Genomic DNA, 20,154 nt, shown 5'->3' on the forward strand with positions numbered 1-20,154 from the left:
TTGGCTCGAGGAACAAAGCAAAAACGTAATGTTTAAAAAGCCTTTGATCTCCCCCAAGGCAAGGGGAACAAAAAGTGGTTGCATAAAGAACAAAGATGGAACATAGTCATTCCTAAGCAAGGATTGAAAGTTGGAGGACAACATGTTCCACATCGCTCGTGATTTTGCAGCATTTGCGTCCCTGGTCTTTTTTTGCACCACACTTGCCGTTTGGGGTGATGTGTTGCTCGCTGCCAGCTGAATTGGACCGGTCGCTCGACAAGTTTGACCTTTTGCGAGTACGGCTGTTCGAATTGAAGATCCAAACCCAGGAAAGAACATCGGGTACAAGTTTGCGGACGGGTCGACAGGTCCCCGCAGACACGTTTCACTAGGAGCTGATTCCTTGAATTGAAACGAGCCCCGATATGATCGACGTCGACAATCCACCTGCTGGTTCTTTACAAGGTTCAGGTGTCAAGGAGCGGTTAGACGCCGGGGTCGGTTTCGTTCATTTGAGAGTGCATTCGGCGCTGTCACTCCTTGAAGGTGCTTTGCCCATCAAGAAGCTGATGGACCTTGCCAAGGCGGACGAGCAGCCCGCGCTTGCGATCGCCGATACCAACAATCTGTTTGGCGCGCAGGAATTTTCCGCGAAAGCCTGGGGCGCAGGTATCCAGCCAGTCACTGCATGTCAGCTATCGATCCATTTTGACGATGGCCTGGAGAGCGGCCGCCGCGGTGAACTCGCGCTTGCCGATCTCGTGCTCATCGCCATGACGGAAACCGGTTACGGCAATCTCATGGAGCTGACGTCAAAAGCCTTTCTCGACACCGATACCGGTCTCAAACCCCACGTCACGATCGAGAAACTTCTTTCCAAGTCAGAAGACCTGATCGTTCTGACAGGTGGGCACCTTGGACCGATCGGCGCGGCACTTCTGGCCGGGCAAAAAGACATTGCACGGTCACGCCTGAACAGGCTTTCAACGGGATTTTCTGAGCGCTGCTATATTGAAATTCAGCGACACGGCATGGAAGGCGAACGCAAGACGGAAGACGCTTTCATCGATCTTGCCTATGAGTTCGGTTTACCGCTTGTTGCGACGAACGAGGCTTTTTTTCCCAAGAGAGAAGACTACGAGGCCCATGACGCGCTGATCTGTATCTCCGAGGGACGGGTGTTGATCGAGGATGACAGGCGGCGCCTGACACCGGAACACTATTTCAAGAGCCGTTCGGAAATGTGCGCGCTGTTTGCGGATTTGCCGGAAGCTCTCGCCTCGACGATTGAAATTGCAAAGCGGTGCAGCTTCAGGCCACTTCGCCGGGAGCCGATCCTGCCGAGGTTTGCCAGCGCCGATGCCGACCCGGAAGAAGCGGAGCGCGCGGAATCCGAGGAATTGAAGCGTCAGGCCAGGGAAGGGCTTCAGGCCCGGCTCGATGCCCACGGACTGGCGCCAGGCCTTGAAGAAAAGGACTATTGGGAGCGTCTCGATTACGAAACCGGCATTATCGAGCGCATGAAATTTCCCGGTTACTTCCTGATTGTCGCCGATTTCATCAAATGGGCCAAGGCACAGGATATACCGGTTGGTCCGGGGCGCGGATCAGGTGCTGGTTCCCTTGTTGCCTGGTCGCTCACAATTACCGATCTGGACCCGATGCGGTTTTCGTTGCTGTTCGAACGGTTCCTCAATCCGGAACGGGTCTCGATGCCGGATTTTGATATCGATTTCTGCCAGAGCCGCCGCGAAGAAGTCATTCGATACGTACAGGAAAAATACGGACGTCAGCAGGTTGCCCAGATCATCACTTTTGGATCGTTGCAGGCGCGTGCGGTGCTGCGAGATGTCGGGCGTGTGCTGCAGATGCCATACGGTCAGGTCGACAGGTTGTGCAAGCTGGTTCCGGCAAATCCGGCCAACCCTGTCACGCTTGCCCAGGCCATCGAGGACGAACCGCGCCTGCGTGAAGCAGCCAAGGAAGAGGAGATTGTCGAACGACTGCTGGGAATGGCGCAGAAGCTTGAAGGCCTTTACCGGCATGCGTCAACGCATGCGGCCGGTGTCGTGATCGGTGACCGGCCGTTGGAACAACTGGTGCCTCTCTATCGCGATCCCCGCTCCGACATGCCGGTTGCGCAGTTCAACATGAAGATGGTCGAGGATGCCGGCCTCGTTAAGTTTGACTTTCTCGGATTGAAGACCCTTACGGTCATCGATACTGCGGTCGGGTTGATCGAACGGCGCGGAGTGAAGGTTGATGTTGCCGGCCTGCCAATTGACGACCTCAAGACGTATGAGCTGCTTGCGCGCGGCGAAACCTTCGGCGTGTTCCAGCTGGAAAGTCAGGGGATGCGCCGAGCCATTGCAGGAATGAAGCCGGACCGGTTCGAGGACATCATTGCACTTGTGGCGCTTTACCGCCCGGGCCCGATGGAAAACATTCCGGTCTACAATGCGGTAAAACACGGCGAACAGGATCCTGACTGCCTGCATCCTCTACTTGAAACAATTCTGATGGAGACGAACGGCATTATCGTCTACCAGGAACAGGTAATGCAGATTGCGCAGGTTCTTTCCGGATACTCGCTCGGCGAAGCTGATCTGCTGCGTCGGGCGATGGGCAAAAAGATTGCCGCTGAAATGGAAATCCAGCGAGCCCGTTTCGTCGACGGTGCTGTGGAACGCGGCATCAACAAGGCCCAGGCAGGAACGATTTTCGATCTTGTTGCCAAGTTCGCCAATTACGGGTTCAACAAGTCTCACGCTGCAGCCTATGCGCTCGTTTCCTATCATACCGCCTGGCTCAAGGCGAACCATCCGGTTGAGTTCATGGCCGCCTCCATGACACTCGATCTCGGCAATACCGACAAGCTAGGAGACTTTCGGCAGGAAGCCCGGCGGATGGGGATTGTCATCGAGCAGCCATCGATCAACCGCAGCCAGGTCTTTTTTGACGTCGCGGACGACAGGATCCTTTATGCAATGGGCGCGATCAAGGGGGTCGGCGAACAGGCCGTTGAACATATTGTAGACGTCCGTGGCGATGAGCCCTTTACGAGCCTTGGCGATTTCGCACGCCGAATTTCGCCGAAAGCACTCAACAAAAGAACACTTGAAAACCTTGTTGCTGCAGGCGCTTTTGACGAGCTCGAGCCGAACCGCGCACGGGTTTTTGAAGGCATTGACCGGATCATGGGATTGGCACAGCGAACGGAAGAAAACAGGACGCTGGGTCAGGATGAGCTGTTTGGGGGCAGCGACAGTGAGGAACCCTTGCAACTCGATGAGGTGCATGGCTGGACCAACGAAGAGAAACTTCAACGGGAACTTTCCGCGATCGGGTTTTATCTCTCCGCGCATCCGATTGATGAATATTCAAGCGTCCTTGAAAAAATGCGCGCGCAGCCCTGGACGCAATTTGCCGAAGCGGTGAAGCGCGGTGCATCGCACGGGCGCCTGGCCGGTACGGTGGTTTCCATGCAGGAACGCAAAACCAAATCCGGGACCCGAATGGGGATTGCCCGGCTTTCGGACGCAACCGGCCAATACGAAGCACTTTTGTTTCGGGAAAAGCTGGAACAGTACCGCGATGTGCTTCAGGCTGGCCGGTCGGTCGTTGTTCTTGTCGGTGCCGACATGAGGGACGAAGAACCTTCGCTTCGCATTGAGCAAGTTGATCCGATCGACAAGGTGGCTGCTCGTCTCCAGAAAAGCATGCGCGTGTTTGTTCGCGACGAACGTCCGATTCAAAGCCTTGCAAAACAGCTTCACGTCAGAGGCGAGGGGGACGTTACGGTGATTGTGCTTCTGGAAAACGGGGCACGCGAAGTCGAGGTGAAACTTCCCGGAAGATTTCGCCTGTCACCAGAAATCGCGGGGGCGCTGAAGGCTGTCCCTGGGGTGACGGATGTTCAGGTTGCTTGATCGGTAAATTTCCATTCAACCAGACGATTCTCCGGTGCATGCAATTGACCGGCAGGCGAGACGCGTCAGGATTGAATCGAATTCATTGGATTGAGAAAGTTTCGTAATTGAGGTTTTGGAGCAGACTTTTAGATTTCAAATGACTTTATTAATGCAATGTTAGATTAATTGTTCTTCCGATTTCTTAATGTTTTGAACAGTACTTGAAATTTTGGCAAATTGTTAATGGTAGAATTAGTTTCTATCGCGAAGTTGTTTATATTCGAAGCCAGTTCCCTGTATTGTCAAGATGAAAACAAAAGTGTGTGCTGGGAATATGCAAATTGTGGACGACGCTCGCTAGGATATTTGTACTGCTCGTATCCCTTGGCGCGGGATATCAAGCCTTCCAGTTTGTAAGGAACTCTGAGGAGGTCGCCATTGCGCCGCCACCTCCGGCACCGGTCGTGCACGCGCAGGTTCTGGTTGCTGCCAAGGATATTCCACAAGGTGGCAAGATCACCGACAGGGACTTTGCCTGGGTGGAATGGCCGAAAAACGCTGTGCCGAATGGCGCATTGACCAAGCAAACCCACAATATCGAAAACCCCGAAGTGCTCGGTAGTATCGCCAAGTCAGCAATTTACTCAGGTGAACCGATCCGCGGGGAGCGGTTGATTCGAACCGACAAGGGATACATGGCGACGATCCTGCCAAAGGGAAAAAGGGCGATCGCTGTCAAGGTGGAGCAGGAAACCTCAGCAGGCGGCTTCATTCTTCCCGGAGACAAGGTCGATCTTATCCTGACGCAACGCGTCGATGGTGTCGGGGTGACAAGTGAAACGATCCTGGAAAACATTCGCGTTCTGGCCATCGACAGTACAACCGCCGGAGAGCAGGACACCAAGAACCTTTCGCCCAAACGAACCGCGACGCTGGAACTGACCCTGTTTCAATCCGAAGTCGTTGTTCAGGCGCAACAGGTAGGTTCGATCGCGTTGGCTCTGCGCAGTGCTGAAGATTCGGCCGAAGATGCCGAGGTCAACGACCGGCGTCGGGCGCAGGTCTTTGTGCGCGTCCAGCCAGACCACTGGTCTGCCGGCTCGCAGGGCGCGAGTGTCATCGACTGAGTGCGACTGAGATTGCCCGGGATCGTCGTTCTTCCATCCGTGCTATATGTTTGAAGCGTTTCGTAGGGCTTGCTTCTCTCTCCGCTCATCTGAGTCCGGTTTTCTGCGCTCGCCAGGATATGGGCGTGGCTGGAATTTTGTCGTAGTGACCCAATCTTCCGAAATGCGTTAAAGAAAACCGGGATTTGGGTCTTGAAATAAATTCCCGCCCCAACTATAAGGCGCCAATTCCACACGCAAGGGGCGGAACCTGAGCTTATCGGGGTCCATCCGGTGGCCGAAAGGAGTGATCCTCCGGCCCATACTCCTCTTGCGGAGGTTAAACCGGAAAACTCAGGAGATTAAGGGCCATGGCATTGCCCGATTTCACCATGCGTCAGCTGCTCGAAGCTGGCGTTCACTTTGGTCACCAGAAACACCGTTGGAACCCGCGCATGGGTCAGTACATCTTTGGTGTACGCAACGATGTTCACATAATGGATCTGTCCCAGACCGTTCCGCTTCTGCACCAGGCGCTCAAGACAGTATCCGATACTGTCGCTGGCGGTGGCCGCGTGCTGATCGTCGGGACCAAGCGTCAAGCACAGGACGCTGTCGCGTCTTCTGCACGCAACTCTGCCCAGTATTTTGTCAACGCTCGCTGGCTCGGCGGTATGCTGACCAACTGGAAGACCATTTCCCAGTCGATCCAGCGCTTGCGCAAACTTGAAGAAACCCTGTCCTCCGATGCGGCAAATGCTCTGACCAAGAAAGAGCGTCTGTTCATGGACCGCGAGCGCGAGAAGCTCGAACGGAACCTCGGTGGTATCAAGGATATGGGCGGTATTCCCGACCTGATCTTCGTGATTGACACAAACCGGGAAGCTATCGCCATTCAGGAAGCCCGCCGTCTGGGTATTCCGGTTGCTGCTATTTTGGACTCCAATTCCAATCCGGATGGCATCACTTATCCGGTACCGGGCAATGACGACGCCGGCCGTGCGATTTCGCTTTATTGCGATCTGATCGCCCGTGCAGCGATCGACGGCATTTCCCGTGCACAGGGTGCTGCCGGTATGGACATCGGAGAATCGGAGGAGACTCCGCTGGAAGAAGCACTCGTTGAATCTTCCGAGGAAGCTGCACCAGTTGCTGAAGAAGCTGCACCGGTCGCTGAAGAAACGGCACCTGCCGCAGAAGAAGCTGCGCCTGCAGCTGAAGAAGCAGCATCGGTCGCTGAAGAAGCTGCGCCTGCAGCTGAAGAAGCTCCGGCTGAAGCCAAGCCTGTCGCGGCTGAAGCCTAGGATATTTCTGCCGCGGCTCTCGCGGCAGTTTTATGTTGAATTCGCAAGGCGGACTGCACTTTGTTGCAGTCCCGTCATATAGACGCGCGATGCAATGGGCTAAACCGCGTCTTATCTGAAACCTCCCATCCACGAGGCAATCGATGAGCATTACCGCTGCGATGGTAAAAGAGCTCCGTGAGAAATCCGGCGCTGGCATGATGGACTGTAAAACCGCTCTGAGCGAATCAGGCGGTGACATGGAGGCGGCCGTCGACTGGCTGCGCACCAAGGGCCTGGCAAAGGCTGCCAAGAAGGCAGGCCGAGTTGCTGCTGAAGGCCTGGTAGGTGTTGCTGCTGACGGTGGCAAGGCTGCCGTGATCGAGCTGAACTCCGAAACCGACTTCGTCGCGCGTAACGAAGGCTTCCAGGAACTTGTCACCAAAGTTGCCAAGGCAGCCGTCGGAACCGATGGTTCGGTTGAAGCCGTTTCTGCGACTGATCTCGATGGCAAGTCGGTATCCGATGCGATCACCGATGCAATTGCAACCATCGGCGAAAACATGACCCTTCGTCGCTCTGCCTTGCTTGCAGTCAACGAAGGCGTTGTATCTGTCTATGTTCACGGCAAGGTTGCCGAGGGTCTCGGCAAGATCGGCGTTCTCGTTGCGCTTGAGTCGTCAGGTGATCAGGCAAAGCTTGATGCGCTTGGCCGGCAGATTGCCATGCACGTTGCCGCAACCAGCCCGCTCGCTCTGAATGTTGCAGAGCTGGACCAGGCGGTTGTCGAGCGTGAAAAGTCGGTGTTCTCCGAACAGGCGCGTGAATCGGGAAAACCGGACAACATCATTGAAAAAATGGTGGAAGGACGTTTGCGCAAATTCTACGAGGAAGTTACCCTCGAGAAACAGGCTTTTGTAATCAACCCGGACCAAACGGTTGAACAGGCTGTAGAGGCGCTTGCCAAGGAACTGGGTACAGAAGTCAAACTTTCCGGCTTCGTTCGCTTCGCACTGGGTGAGGGGATCGAAAAAGAGGAACAGGACTTCGCCGCAGAGGTGGCGGCAGCCACCGGGCAGTAAGCTCAAGGAAAGCGCCGGTAAGACCGGCGCTTTTTTTTTAGGAAGACAATTCTAAATCAGGTGAACCCATGTCGAATTCTTTGCGTTGGAAACGGATCCTTCTGAAACTTTCCGGCGAGGCCCTCATGGGCTCGCAGGCTTTTGGAATTGACCCGGCCATTGTGCAAAGGATCGCCAAGGAGATTGCCGATGCCGTCGCTCTTGGAGCACAGGTCGGTGTCGTCGTCGGCGGCGGCAACATTTTCCGCGGCGTCGCGGTTGCTGCAAAGGGCGGCAACCGGGTCACAGGCGACCATATGGGCATGCTGGCAACTATCATGAACAGCCTGACGCTGGCGGATGCCCTTCGCCGTCTGAAGGTCAATGCACGTGTTCTGTCCGCCGTCGCTGTGCCTTCGATCTGCGAAACCTTTTCCCAGCGTGTCGCCGATCGCTACATGGAAGACGGAGATGTCATTATCTTCGCCGGAGGGACAGGAAATCCCTTCTTTACGACCGATAGCGGTGCTGCCCTGCGCGCTGCCGAAATGAAGTGCGATGCCTTTTTGAAAGGTACACAGGTGGACGGGGTCTATTCCGAAGACCCCAAGGTCAATCCCGAAGCGGAACGGTACCAGACCCTCGGCTATGAAGAAGTCATCACACGCAATCTGAAAGTCATGGATACGACGGCGATCGCCCTGGCGCGTGACAATTCAATTCCGGTTATCGTGTTTTCAATCCACTCGCCTGGTGCGTTGGTGAGTGTGCTGCAGGAAACGGGCACTTATACAGTCGTTGGAGACTGAAACTTTTAGGCCCGTTCAGCCTTCAAGCTCTTGTGTTTCAGCGCGTTTGTGCCATGTTGGCGCGCGCTGAGACTCTATTTAGCCAAGCACAAATCAATAGTGAGGACAAAATGTCGGTAGAAGGTGTCGATCTGGATGATTTGAAGCGCCGTATGCAAGGGGCTCTTTCTGTACTGAAGACAGATTTTTCCGGCCTTCGTACCGGCCGCGCCTCAGCGTCCATGATGGATCCGATCTCCGTCGATGCTTACGGTCAGGCAATGCCGATCAATCAGGTCGCAACTGTGTCTGTTCCTGAACCGCGCATGGTGGCGGTGCAAGTCTGGGACAAGAGCATGGTTGCTGCCGTCGAAAGGGCTATCCGCGAATCGAATCTCGGCCTCAATCCTGTCGTCGATGGACAGCTTCTTCGTCTTCCAATTCCAGAGCTTAATGAGGAGCGTCGCCATGAACTTATCAAGGTGGCGCACAAGTATGCCGAACAGGCGAAAGTTGCTATCCGCCACGTGAGGCGTGATGGAATGGACGACGCAAAAAAGGCTGAAAAGGACGGCGAGATTTCTCAGGATGACAGTCGGGTCGCCTCGGAGGAAGTCCAAAAACTCACCGATCAGATGATTGGTGAAGTGGACACCATGCTGGAGAAGAAAGAACAGGAAATTTCACAGGTCTGAGTGTTTCTTGAACCAGTGAATTGGGGGAGCCGATGAGCGTCAGCCCACATCCGCAAAGACCTGTCGAAGATAGCTCCAGCGGCAAGATGCCGAAACACGTTGCCTTCATAATGGACGGCAACGGACGTTGGGCCACCGCAAGGGGGCTGCCGAGAACGGAAGGTCACCGCCAGGGACTCGAAACCTTGCGCAGTATCATCCGTCATGCGGGCAAGGTTGGTGTGGAGATCATCACGATCTACAGCTTTTCGTCTGAAAACTGGAATCGTCCGGCGACCGAAGTTTCCTTCCTGATGGGGCTCTTGAAACGTTTCGTGCAACGCGACCTGAGTGAATTGCACGAAGCAAATGTCCGCATACGCATCATTGGGGGCAGGAGCGATCTGGACCCGGGCATCCTGTCTCTGCTTGAAGAAGCGGAGGAATTGACGCGCCGCAATTCCGGGCTGGAGCTGGTTGTTGCGTTTAACTACGGCTCCAGAGCCGAAATCCTGCGGGCTGCCCAGCATCTTGCACAACGTGTTCAGGATGGTGACATACGTTTGGAAGAGATTACCGAAGAGGCTTTCTCACAAAGCCTGGACACTGGTGGGCTGCCAGACCCGGATCTGATTATCCGAACGAGCGGAGAGTTACGCCTTTCAAATTTCCTGTTGTGGCAAGCAGCTTATTCCGAGTTCTATTTCTGTGATCTGAACTGGCCTGATTTTGATGAGGCCGCGTTTGACGAGGCGCTTTCATGCTTTGGCAATCGTCAACGGCGATATGGCGGTCTGGATGCCAAGGCCTTATGACTTGCGGCCTGCCTGATGGCTGACATTGAAAAGAAACAGAATACGTCGTCGGATCTTCGGTTGCGCCTGATTTCGGCAGTGATCCTCGGACCCCTTGTGCTGTTTATCGTTTATCTCGGGGGAGCAGCCTACGTCCTGCTTGTACTTGTCGCTGCAGCGCTGTTTCTTTGGGAATGGATCACCATTACAGGAACTCGCGATACGTTCGCCGTTCCGGTAGTCGGCCTTGCCACGCTTGTCTTGCTTGCCGGGCTGGAGCTTGCAGGCATGCCCGGATTTGCGCTGCTTGCGATGCTGGCAGGCGCAATCGCGACTTTTGCCGCCGCCGGTCTTGGCCGGGCTGGTCGCTGGGGTGCGGAAGGCGTGCTTTACAGCGGACTGGCGCTCTATTCGCTGCTTGTCATCAGAGATGGCACCCACGGTACACTTTTCACCTTCTTCCTGATGTTTGTCGTATGGGCGACCGACATCTTTGCCTATTTTACCGGTCGCGCGCTCGGCGGACCCAAACTGTGGCAACGAGTGTCCCCCAAGAAGACGTGGTCAGGCGCTCTCGGAGGGTTGATATGCGCAACCTTGTTCGGAACGGGCGTTGCTCTTGCTGCCGGGTCTCAAAGCCTGCTTGCCTGGGCGGCTCTGGCCGGTGTGTTGTCGATTGTATCGCAGGCGGGGGATTTGCTGGAGTCTGCCATAAAGCGGCGCTTTGACGTGAAGGATTCAAGTCGTCTGATCCCCGGTCACGGCGGGATCATGGACAGAATTGACGGTCTGGTCGCAGCAGCAATCTTTGCAGTTGCTATCGGACTGGTGTCAGGCGGCTCGCTCTCGGATCCAGTTGCCGGCCTGGGGCTTGGTTGAGTTGGAGAATAATCAATGACGGCTCAGGCCGAAAAGATGGGTGTGTCTGGACCTGTCAGGGTAACAGTGCTGGGTGCAACGGGGTCAATCGGCCAAAGTCTGGCAGACCTGATTGAACGAAATCCTCACCGTTTTGAAGTCGTTGCACTTGTTGCAAACAAGAATGCCGAAGCACTTGCCGAGATGGCAATTCGGCTCAAGGCGTCGTCTGCCGTTCTTGCAGAAGAGGGACGGTACCTGGAACTGGTTGAGAAGCTGAGCGGACGGGGTATTGCTGCGTCAGCCGGTCGAAATGCAGTGTTTGAAGCAGTGGACAGGGAAACCGACATAGTGGTCGGGGCGATTGTCGGCGCTGCGGGGCTGGAGCCGACTTTCCGCGCCATTAAGCCAGGCAGAAGAATTGCGCTTGCCAACAAGGAGTGTCTTGTATGTGCAGGCGAGCTCTTCATGTCCCGTATCCGTGAAACCGGTGCAGAACTCCTGCCGGTGGACAGTGAACACAACGCGATATTTCAGGTTTTTGAAACGGAACAGGCAGATCAAGTCGAAAAAGTCATACTGACTGCGTCGGGCGGCCCCTTCAGGACGTGGTCGCATGACGACATGACCCGGATCACGCCCGAGCAGGCACTCAACCACCCAAACTGGGACATGGGCGCACGCATCACGGTCGACAGTGCATCAATGATGAACAAAGGCCTGGAGGTGATTGAGGCTTCACATCTCTTTCCGGTATCGCATGATCAGCTGGATGTGCTTGTTCATCCTCAATCGACGGTGCATGGCCTGGTCCAATACAAAGACGGATCGCTTCTCGCTCAACTCGGCAGCCCGGACATGCGCACTCCGATCGCCCATTGCCTGGCATTTCCGCGGCGCATGGCAGTGCCGGTCAAACGCCTGGATCTTGCCAGCCTAGGAACATTATCCTTTGAACCCGCCGATCCCGAACGGTTTCCCGCGCTGCAACTTGCTTTGGACGCCATGAGGGCAGGCGGTGCAGCCCCTGCTGCGTTGAATGCGGCTGACGAAATTGCGGTTGAGGCGTTTCTTTGCAAGAAGATCGGCTTTCTTGATATCCCACAGGCAATAGAAGCTGTATTGAAACAGCTGTCGGCAAACGGTCATCTTTCGGTTTCAAAAAGTGTTGAAGACGTGATCAAACTGGATGTCGAAGCTCGGCAAAAGACCCTAGAATGGGTGAATTCGATCCCGTCATCGCATTGATGCGGCGGGAAAATAATGTGCCCTACCATTAACGCGCCGTAATTCTCTTATTAATAGAGTGGTGCGATAATTGCCAAGTTGCGTCAGATCGGACCCCTTCATGGATCTACTAGTTTCTGCTTATTCCCTCGTTGTCGGCACGATCGTTCCCTTCCTGTTCGTTTTGACAATTGTGGTTTTTTTCCATGAGCTTGGGCATTTCGCGGTTGCACGCTGGTGCAACGTGAAGGTTGATGCATTTGCAGTGGGGTTCGGCAAGGAAATTTTCGGGTGGTATGACAAGAAGGGTACGCGCTGGAAACTATGCATGATCCCCTTGGGCGGGTACGTGAAATTTGCCGGTGACGAAAATGCGGCCAGTGTCCCCAGTCGGGAACTCATTGCAAGCATGAGTGAGGAAGAGAGAAAAACGGCTTTCATCGCGAAAGCTGTCTGGCAGCGGGCAGCAATTGTTGCTGCCGGCCCGATTGCCAATTTTCTGCTTGCCATCGTGATTTTTGCAGCTCTGTTTGCATCCGCGGGTAAACAGGGTCTTGTTCCTGTCGTCGACGAGGTCTTTCCGGACGGCGCTGCAGAGCGCGGCGGTATACATGCCGGAGATATCGTCAAAGAAATCGACGGGCGAGAGATCCACACTTTCGGAGAATTGCGGCAGATCGTTCTGATGAACGCGAACAATCCGCTTGTTTTCGAAGTGGACCGTGGCGGAAAGCTCGTGAGCTTGACGGTAACGCCCGATGCCAAGGAAAAGGAAGTCTTCTTCGGTGAGCGGCAGATGGCAGGTGACATCGGTTTGCGTGGCAATGCCGATCCCGAGAATATCATTCATATCAAGTATGGTCCGATCGGGGCTCTCGGCGAGGGCGTCAAGGAAACCTACCGGATAATGGATGGCACAGTCAGTTACATCTGGGGTGTTATCACGCAGCGTCAGTCAGCCGACCAGCTCGGAGGACCGATCCGGGTGGCGGAAATTTCGGGAAAAGTTGCGGACCACGGAATTATTCCGCTGATTTCGCTTGCAGCGGTCTTGTCGGTCAGCATCGGACTTATAAATCTGGCCCCGATACCAATTCTTGATGGCGGGCACCTGGTCTTTTTTGCCGCTGAAGCCTTGCGTGGCAAGCCGCTCAGTGAGCGCGTTCAGGATGTCGGATTCAGGATCGGATTGGGCTTGGTACTTATGCTGATGGTTTTTGTAACCTGGAGGGATATTTTGCGTCTCGTATCAAACGATTCCTAGCAGCCGTGACATTGACGCAACGTCTTCAGACTAAATCGCTTTCGGCCTCGAACGGCTGTTGCGTTATCGGCAAAAACCTATAAAACGATCGTCGGTTCCGAGAATCCGCTGGGGTGAGCGCGATTTCTTGGATGGGGTACTAAAAAAAGGCATAGCGCAATAATGCAGCGATTGCAGAAACTTACACGGGCCGTGTTTCTTGCGGCAGCCGTATTTTCAATCGGGTCGGTTCTGCCTCAGTTTGTGGGGCAACTATCTTTTGTAAATGTTGCAGAAGCAGCCGTCGCCAGAAGCATTCAGGTGCAAGGCAATACCCGTATCGAGGATGAGACAGTCATCAGTTACATGACGATTGTCCCGGGGCGCTCCTACAGTGCGTTCGACATTGATGAGTCTCTGAAAGCCCTCTACGCGACGGGTTTGTTTGCCACGGTTGATATCACCCCGCGTGGCAGCACCGTCATTGTGACGGTTTCCGAAAACCCGATTATCAACCGGGTTTCTTTTGAAGGTAACCGGAAAATCAAGGACAATGCGCTCGAAACGGCAATCCGTTCTCAGCCGAGGTCAACACTTTCACGTGCCAAGGTTCAGGCCGATGTCCAGAATATTCTAGAATCCTACCGTCGCTCCGGTCGCTTTGGTGCGTCCGTTGAGCCGCAAATCATTGATCGCGGACAGAATCGTGTCGATCTGGTGTTCGAGATCAACGAAGGGTCCAAAACCGGTGTCGAGCGTATCAGTTTCATCGGAAACAGCGCGTTCAGCGATGGTCGTCTTCGTGACGTGATCCGCACACGCGAAAGCGGCCTGTTGAGCTTCCTTCGCAGCACCGATACCTACGACCCTGATCGTCTGGCTGCCGATGAGGAGCTGCTGAGGCAGTACTACAACAAAAAAGGCTATGCCGATTTCCGCATTGTTTCCGTGAGCGCCGATCTCGATCGTGAGCAGAATATTTTCTACGTCACATTTACGGTCGACGAAGGCGAAAAGTACAAGATCGGTGAAGTGGAACTCGTTTCGACGATTGCCGAAGTGGATCCGGAAGATCTGCGCAAACTGGTGCGGACGCGTAGCGGACAGACCTTCAATTCCCTGCGTGTCGAGCAGTCCGTTGAAGACATTACACTGCGCGTGTCGGAAGAAGGTTATGCGTTTGCAAGGGTTCGTCCTCGCGGTGCACGCAACTATGACGACAATACAATTTCGTTGATCTATTACATCGAGGAAGGGCCACGGGCCTATATCGAGCGTATCAACATCATCGGCAACGACCGGACGCGTGAATACGTCATTCGTCGCGAGTTTGATATTGTCGAAGGCGACGCCTTCAATCGTGCACTGGTTGACAAGGCAGAACGCAGACTTCGCAATCTCGGATTTTTCGAAAACATCTCGATCACAACGCAGCAGGGCAGTGCGCCGGACCGCGTTGTCGTCAACGTGCGGGTGGAAGAGAAGCCGACCGGTGAAATCTCGTTCGGTGTTGGGTATTCGACCGTTGACGGTATTATCGGTGACGTGTCGCTCACCGAAAAGAACTTCCTCGGCCGGGGGCAGTTCGTGAAGCTTTCCATCGGTGGAGGCACGGACACGCAGTCCTACGAATTCCGCTTCGTTGAGCCTTTCTTCATGGGGCGCCGCGTTGCACTGGATCTCGATGTCTATAGAAGAGTCGACGATGCGAACGATTATCGTTCGTTTGACCAGAAAAGAACCGGCGGTGGGTTCGGCTTTACCTTGCCGCTGCGCGAAGAAGAACTTTCGCTTCGTTTGTTCTACAGCATCTTCCAGGAAGAGAACTCCGATCCGGACAACCAGTCTACGAGCATCAACAACTGTAACACGTCAAATCTGTCTCTCGCCGTCTGTGACTCGCTTGGCACCTATCTGACGTCGCTTGTCGGCTACGATCTGCGCTACAATACGCTCGACCGCAACATCGATCCCTCCGACGGCATATTTGCCTCGTTCGGTCAGGAATTTGCCGGTGTTGGTGGCGACAGCTATTACATCAAAACAGAAGCCCAGGCCCGCGCTTACAAGGAAATCCTTGCTGATTATGGGCTCGTCGGCAGCCTGCAGCTTCGCGGTGGTAACATCATGGCTATCGGCGACGAGCGTCTGCGCGTGTCGGAACAGTTCATGCTTGGTGGTAACCTGATCCGTGGTTTTGAGAACCAGGGTATCGGGCCGCGGGATGCCTCAACAGATGATGCAATCGGCGGCAGGTTCTACTTTGCGGCAACCGCCGAGGGAACCTTCCCGTTCCCAGTCCTACCGAAGGAATTCGGTTTGAGCGGAGCCGTGTTTGCTGATGCAGGTTCTCTCTGGAACGCCGACAGCGATCTGGTGGGTCTCGTTGAAAACAACGGCGGCACGATCGACTCTGATGATTTCGCCATCAGGGCATCCGTAGGTGCCGGTATTCGTTGGAGATCGCCATTCGGTCCAATCCGCGCTGACTTTGCATATCCGCTCGTAAAGGAAGACTCAGACAAGACGCAGTTGTTCCGATTGAGCGGCGGTACCCGCTTCTAAACTGCGGTCTTTTACGGTAGAAAACGGCCGCCGGGTCTCTACGGCGGCCTTTTTTGTTGGCTGGTAACAAGGATGACATCATGTCCGAGCCGAGGTTTTTTGAACTACCAGCTTCCGTTTCCCTGAAAACGGTCGCCGCCTGGGCGGATGCGGAGATTTATCGGGGAGATGAGACTCTCGAGATTTCGGAAGTTGCGCCGCTGGAAGATGCCGGTGCCGGGGCCTTGGTGTTCTTCGATAACACGGCCTACCTGAACCAGCTCGAAGCAACGGGTGCCGCAGCCTGTCTAGTCGGAAAGCGGCACAGGGAGAAAGTCCCGGAAGGTGTCGCCGTTTTGGTCTGCTCGGAAGCCTACCGGTCCTGGGCCATGGTTCTGGCACATCTGTACCCGGCTGCCATGACGCCCAAGGATCCCTTGATATCAGGTGTTTCCGAACGTGCAGTTGTTGATCCTGCCGCAATTCTTGAAGAAAATATCACCGTTGAACCGGGTGCTGTCATAGGTGCCGATGTTGAAATCGGGTCGGGCACCGTAATTCGGGCGAACGCTGTTATCGGGCGGGGTGTCAAGATCGGCCGCGACTGTGTCATCGGGGCGAATTGCACAGTCCAGCACACCGTTTTGGGAAACCGTGTCTGTCTCCATCCCGGTGTTTGCAGCGGTCAGGATGGCTTCGGTTACGCGATGGGACCACAGGGACACCTGAAAGTTCCTCAGGTCGGACGCGTTATCATACAAGACGATGTTGAAATCGGTGCGAATACCACGATCGACCGCGGAGCCAATCGGGACACCGTGATTGGCGAGGGAACGAAGATCGACAACCAGGTACAGATTGGTCACAACGTGGTTGTCGGGCGCCATTGCGTTCTCGTCTCTCAAGTGGGGCTGTCCGGGAGTTGCACGCTGGAAGACTTCGTTGCCATTGGCGGCAAAACCGGTGTTCGCGGGCACATAACAATCGGGATGGGTGCCCAGGTGGCCGCTGTAAGTGTTGTAAACGACGATCTGGCAGCCGGCGGCCGCTACGGCGGGACTCCCGCAAAACCGGTCAAACAGTGGTTCAGGGAAGTCGCGGCTGTTAGAAAACTTGCAGAACGCGGCGACGAGTCGTAAACGGGCCGATGAAATAGAACTTTACGGAGTCAATCCGCCAAGGGGCACTTCATGGAAGACGCAGAAAAACAGACGCTTGCCAGTGCAGACATCATGACAATCATGAAGCTTCTGCCACACCGGTATCCTTTCCTGCTTATCGACAAGATCATCGAGATGGATGGGGATAACAGTTGCATTGGAATAAAAAACGTCACAATCAACGAACCGCATTTCACCGGTCACTTTCCTGAAAGACCCGTATTTCCAGGCGTGTTGCTGATCGAGGCGATGGCACAGACGGCGGGAGCGCTTTGCGTCCATGCCAGGGGTGCGGACGCTCCGCCGCAACTGGTGTATTTTCTGACTATCGACAAGGCAAAATTTCGCAAACCTGTAGAGCCGGGTGATCAGGTTTATTTTCACGTCAAGAAAATCAAGCAACGCTCCAATATCTGGAAGTTCGACGCCGTCGCCCAGGTGAACGGAACAAAGGTTGCAGAAGCAGAAGTCAGCGCCATGCTGGTAGATGCGTGAGGACAAATGACAGATATACATCCAACGGCCATCGTTGAAGACGGGGCCGTGATCGGCGAGGGTGCTCGCATCGGTCCATATTCAATTGTCGGACCGAACGTCAAACTTGCGGATGGCGTAATTCTTGAAGCTCATGTTGCCGTTGCCGGTCACACAAGCATCGGATCGAATACCCATATTTTTCCATTCGCGAGTATTGGACACAAGCCACAGGATCTGAAGTACTCCGGTGAAGTGACGAGACTTGAAGTCGGGTCGAACAACCAGATCCGGGAACATGTGACAATGAGCCCGGGCACTGAAGGCGGCGGTGGTGTGACAACAGTCGGCGACAATTGCCTGTTCATGATGGGCTCCCATGTCGGGCACGACTGCCAGGTCGGCAATCATGCCATTCTCGCAAACAATGCTACCTTGGCTGGGCATGTTGAACTGGACGATTTTGTCATTCTGGGCGGGCTGAGTGCGGTCCGCCAATGGTCGCGCATCGGCACGGGCGCAATTGTCGGCGGCATGACGGGGGTTGAATTCGACGTCATTCCCTATGGTTCGGTGATTGGTGACAGAGCACGGCTTGCCGGTCTCAATCTGGTGGGCCTGAAGCGCAAAGGCCTGCCCCGCGATCAGATACATGCGCTCCGCGCAGCCTATCGAGCGCTGTTTGAGAGCGATGAAGGCACGCTTCGCAGCAGAGCGGAAACACTTGCCGCCGAGAGTTCAGATCAGCCCCTTGTCAAAACGGTGACGGATTTTATCCTGGAAAAGGAAGATCGGCGGTTCTGTACACCGCGTACTGAAGACTGATGCGATGGCCAACCCGGTCGAAGAACAGATTGGGCGCCTTGCCCTGATTGCGGGAAACGGCAGTTTGCCTGGACAAATCGCTGACGCTCTCGCAAGTGAGGGGCGGGAATTTGAAGTTATCGCGATAAAAGGCGAGGCGAACGCCGCGACAAGACATATGGCAGGGGTCATACTTGGCTGGGGTGAAGTCGGACGCCTTTACAACTTTCTGAAGAACAACGGGTGTGATGACGTGCTGCTGATTGGTGGCGTGACACGCAGACCCGACTTTACCTCGATATTCGGAGACTTTGGTACGTTTAGGCGCTTACCGTCGATTTTTCGCGCACTCACTGGCGGGGACGACAGTCTGTTGACCAAGGTCATTCGTCTTTTTGAAAAGGAAGGGTTTCGTGTCGTGGGTATCAAGGACGTTGTGCCGCAGCTACTGGCATCGAGCGGGGTCCTCGGAAATGTCCAACCGAAATCGAAAGATTGGCACGACCTTGAACTTGCCCTCAAGGCGACCGAAAAACTTGGCGAACTGGATATCGGACAAGCCGCAGTTGCCGTCGGTGGACGTGTCATTGCGCTCGAAGGCGCTGAAGGCACAGATGCAATGCTTGTGCGGTGTGCGGACTTGAAGAACAGCGGCCGGGTAAGAAACAAGGGCCGTTCGGGGGTTCTCGTAAAAACAGCAAAGCCTGGTCAGGATTTGCGTGTTGATCTGCCGACTATAGGACCAAAAACGATCGAGCTTGCCGTGTCGGCAGGGCTTTGCGGAATTGCCGTCGAGGCGTATGGCGCTCTGATTTCCAACAAGGAAGAAACGTTGAAAAAAGCCGATTCCGAAGGGTTGTTCCTGATCGGGATTGACGGTTCCAGTGACGCCGAAGAGGCAGGCAAGTGAGCGTCAGCTTACCGACAATCTGCCTGGTTGCCGGAGAGGAGTCGGGAGATCAACTCGGATCCGAGCTGATGAGGGCTTTGAACGGGAGGCTGGACGGCAGCGCACGGTATTGCGGCGTTGGCGGTGAACGCATGCTGAAGCTCGGGTTGACAAGCTTCTTCAACATGTCGGACGTGTCGGTCATGGGGATCAGCGCGGTGCTGGCACGCTTACCCTTGATCGTCCGGCGCGTGTACCAGACGGTTGATGCAATTGTTGCCTCCAATCCCTCCGTGCTGGTGATAATCGATAGCCCGGACTTTACTCACAGTGTTGCAAGGCGGGTCAGAAAACGCGCTCCGCACATTCCCATCGTCGGATATGTTTCTCCGTCCGTCTGGGCCTGGCGGCCGGGCAGGGCGAAGAAAATGAGCGCTTATGTAGACGAGTTACTCGCTCTTTTGCCATTTGAACCCGGTGAGCACAGCAAACTCGGTGGCCCTCCCACGCACTATGTCGGTCACCCTCTGAGCGAAAATATTGCTGATCTTCGACCATCAGGTGATGAACGAACAGCGTTGAGCGCAGGTAAGAGCGTTCTGGTCGTGTTGCCGGGCAGTCGGCGCAGCGAAGTTGACCGATTGCTCGGCGTATTTGGTGAGACTGTTGCGCTTGTGAAGAGGGACGTTCCGGGGCTCGAAGTGTTGCTTCCAGCGGTCGGACATCTTGAGAGCAGGATCCGGGACGGTGTCGCCGACTGGCAATGCAAGCCAGAGATCGTGACAGGTCCGCAGGCAAAACAGGCCGCTTTCCGAAGGGCGCATGCCGGACTTGCAGCGTCCGGAACTGTCTCGCTTGAACTGGCACTGTCTGGCGTGCCGATGGTTGTGGCCTACAAGGTCGATTGGTTTTTCCGCAGGCTCAAGGAACTCAATCGTGTTTTCAAGCTGGCCAAAGTGGATAATTTCGTGCTGCCGAATATCATCCTTGGAAAGAAGGCAATTCCACAATTTCTTGACGAAGAGGTCGTGCCGGCCGTTCTTGCCGGCCATCTGAAAGAATTGCTGCAAGACGGCCGTGAGCGCAATTTGCAGCTGGCGGAACTTTCGCGCCTGGATGATCTCATGCGGCTGCCGGATGGGCACAGTCAAAGCGACACAGCTGCTGAGATCGTCTTTCGCACAATGAGAACTTGAGCATGCACGGTTCAGTTTCCGGTTCTGCACGAGTGGCAGCGGCGCAGCAAAATTGCGCGAAAACCAATCAATGCAATGGATGCCTGCCTCCACCAACCCGGTTCCCGACCGGCAGGGCGCGTATCTCGGTTCTATCGGTCTTCGACCAAGTAGATCGCAG

General features: G+C 55.0%; 16 protein-coding genes. All 16 read left to right on the forward strand.

Annotated elements, in window-relative coordinates; genetic code table 11:
- Positions 1-407 precede the first annotated feature (407 nt).
- Positions 408-3,911 (forward strand): DNA polymerase III subunit alpha, encoded by a 3,504-nt coding sequence (gene dnaE, locus LA5095_RS28360; RefSeq protein WP_208992899.1) that lies wholly within the window; start codon positions 408-410, stop codon positions 3,909-3,911.
- A gap of 323 nt (positions 3,912-4,234) precedes the next feature.
- Positions 4,235-5,020 carry a Flp pilus assembly protein CpaB gene (cpaB, locus tag LA5095_RS28365; RefSeq protein ID WP_055121179.1) on the forward strand — a complete coding sequence of 262 codons (786 nt, stop codon included), beginning with the start codon at positions 4,235-4,237 and terminating at the stop codon, positions 5,018-5,020.
- Between the two features lie 350 nt (positions 5,021-5,370).
- A complete protein-coding gene (rpsB, locus tag LA5095_RS28370) occupies positions 5,371-6,303 on the forward strand; it encodes a 30S ribosomal protein S2 (protein ID WP_055121180.1) in 933 nt (310 codons plus the stop codon).
- Positions 6,304-6,446: 143 nt separating this feature from the next.
- Positions 6,447-7,364, forward strand: a complete 918-nt coding sequence (tsf, locus tag LA5095_RS28375; protein ID WP_055121181.1) for a translation elongation factor Ts — start codon at positions 6,447-6,449, stop codon at positions 7,362-7,364.
- A gap of 68 nt (positions 7,365-7,432) precedes the next feature.
- Complete coding sequence (gene pyrH / locus LA5095_RS28380) at positions 7,433-8,152, forward strand: UMP kinase (protein ID WP_029063421.1); 720 nt, start codon at positions 7,433-7,435, stop codon at positions 8,150-8,152.
- 110 nt (positions 8,153-8,262) lie between these two features.
- Complete coding sequence (frr, locus tag LA5095_RS28385) at positions 8,263-8,826, forward strand: ribosome recycling factor (RefSeq protein WP_029063422.1); 564 nt, start codon at positions 8,263-8,265, stop codon at positions 8,824-8,826.
- Positions 8,827-8,858: 32 nt separating this feature from the next.
- Positions 8,859-9,620, forward strand: coding sequence for an isoprenyl transferase (locus LA5095_RS28390; protein ID WP_055121182.1), 762 nt, complete (start codon positions 8,859-8,861; stop codon positions 9,618-9,620).
- Positions 9,621-9,635: 15 nt separating this feature from the next.
- Entirely contained in the window at positions 9,636-10,478 is an 843-nt protein-coding gene (locus tag LA5095_RS28395) for a phosphatidate cytidylyltransferase (RefSeq protein WP_055121183.1), read from the forward strand.
- A gap of 15 nt (positions 10,479-10,493) precedes the next feature.
- Positions 10,494-11,705, forward strand: coding sequence for a 1-deoxy-D-xylulose-5-phosphate reductoisomerase (dxr, locus tag LA5095_RS28400; RefSeq protein WP_144436197.1), 1,212 nt, complete (start codon positions 10,494-10,496; stop codon positions 11,703-11,705).
- A 100-nt stretch (positions 11,706-11,805) separates the two neighbouring features.
- Positions 11,806-12,948: an RIP metalloprotease RseP gene (rseP, locus tag LA5095_RS28405; protein WP_055121184.1), complete on the forward strand. Its 1,143-nt coding sequence runs from the start codon at positions 11,806-11,808 to the stop codon at positions 12,946-12,948.
- A gap of 162 nt (positions 12,949-13,110) precedes the next feature.
- A complete protein-coding gene (gene bamA / locus LA5095_RS28410) occupies positions 13,111-15,492 on the forward strand; it encodes an outer membrane protein assembly factor BamA (RefSeq protein WP_055121185.1) in 2,382 nt (793 codons plus the stop codon).
- A gap of 80 nt (positions 15,493-15,572) precedes the next feature.
- Positions 15,573-16,610, forward strand: coding sequence for a UDP-3-O-(3-hydroxymyristoyl)glucosamine N-acyltransferase (lpxD, locus tag LA5095_RS28415; protein WP_055121186.1), 1,038 nt, complete (start codon positions 15,573-15,575; stop codon positions 16,608-16,610).
- Positions 16,611-16,661: 51 nt separating this feature from the next.
- Positions 16,662-17,126, forward strand: coding sequence for a 3-hydroxyacyl-ACP dehydratase FabZ (gene fabZ, locus LA5095_RS28420; RefSeq protein WP_029063429.1), 465 nt, complete (start codon positions 16,662-16,664; stop codon positions 17,124-17,126).
- Between the two features lie 6 nt (positions 17,127-17,132).
- Positions 17,133-17,930 (forward strand): acyl-ACP--UDP-N-acetylglucosamine O-acyltransferase, encoded by a 798-nt coding sequence (lpxA, locus tag LA5095_RS28425; RefSeq protein ID WP_055121187.1) that lies wholly within the window; start codon positions 17,133-17,135, stop codon positions 17,928-17,930.
- 4 nt (positions 17,931-17,934) lie between these two features.
- Positions 17,935-18,819 carry an LpxI family protein gene (locus LA5095_RS28430; RefSeq protein ID WP_055121188.1) on the forward strand — a complete coding sequence of 295 codons (885 nt, stop codon included), beginning with the start codon at positions 17,935-17,937 and terminating at the stop codon, positions 18,817-18,819.
- Entirely contained in the window at positions 18,816-19,994 is a 1,179-nt protein-coding gene (gene lpxB, locus LA5095_RS28435) for a lipid-A-disaccharide synthase (protein WP_055121189.1), read from the forward strand. The genes LA5095_RS28430 and lpxB overlap by 4 nt, the downstream gene beginning before the upstream one ends.
- Positions 19,995-20,154: the final 160 nt, after the last annotated feature.

Source organism: Roseibium album (assembly GCF_001404515.1).
In the GTDB taxonomy this organism is placed as follows: Bacteria; Pseudomonadota; Alphaproteobacteria; order Rhizobiales; family Stappiaceae; genus Roseibium; species Roseibium album.

Bases quoted from the DNA above. Each gene is read 5' to 3' on its own strand.
- LA5095_RS28395 (WP_055121183.1), top strand. From the start codon at position 9,636: ATGGCTGACATTGAAAAGAAACAGAATACGTCGTCGGATCTTCGGTTG.
- rseP (WP_055121184.1), top strand. From the start codon at position 11,806: ATGGATCTACTAGTTTCTGCTTATTCCCTCGTTGTCGGCACGATCGTT.
- lpxA (WP_055121187.1), top strand. From the start codon at position 17,133: ATGACAGATATACATCCAACGGCCATCGTTGAAGACGGGGCCGTGATC.
- frr (WP_029063422.1), top strand. From the start codon at position 8,263: ATGTCGGTAGAAGGTGTCGATCTGGATGATTTGAAGCGCCGTATGCAA.
- pyrH (WP_029063421.1), top strand. From the start codon at position 7,433: ATGTCGAATTCTTTGCGTTGGAAACGGATCCTTCTGAAACTTTCCGGC.
- rpsB (WP_055121180.1), top strand. From the start codon at position 5,371: ATGGCATTGCCCGATTTCACCATGCGTCAGCTGCTCGAAGCTGGCGTT.
- dxr (WP_144436197.1), top strand. From the start codon at position 10,494: ATGACGGCTCAGGCCGAAAAGATGGGTGTGTCTGGACCTGTCAGGGTA.
- fabZ (WP_029063429.1), top strand. From the start codon at position 16,662: ATGGAAGACGCAGAAAAACAGACGCTTGCCAGTGCAGACATCATGACA.
- tsf (WP_055121181.1), top strand. From the start codon at position 6,447: ATGAGCATTACCGCTGCGATGGTAAAAGAGCTCCGTGAGAAATCCGGC.
- lpxD (WP_055121186.1), top strand. From the start codon at position 15,573: ATGTCCGAGCCGAGGTTTTTTGAACTACCAGCTTCCGTTTCCCTGAAA.
- LA5095_RS28430 (WP_055121188.1), top strand. From the start codon at position 17,935: ATGGCCAACCCGGTCGAAGAACAGATTGGGCGCCTTGCCCTGATTGCG.
- dnaE (WP_208992899.1), top strand. From the start codon at position 408: ATGATCGACGTCGACAATCCACCTGCTGGTTCTTTACAAGGTTCAGGT.
- LA5095_RS28390 (WP_055121182.1), top strand. From the start codon at position 8,859: ATGAGCGTCAGCCCACATCCGCAAAGACCTGTCGAAGATAGCTCCAGC.
- bamA (WP_055121185.1), top strand. From the start codon at position 13,111: ATGCAGCGATTGCAGAAACTTACACGGGCCGTGTTTCTTGCGGCAGCC.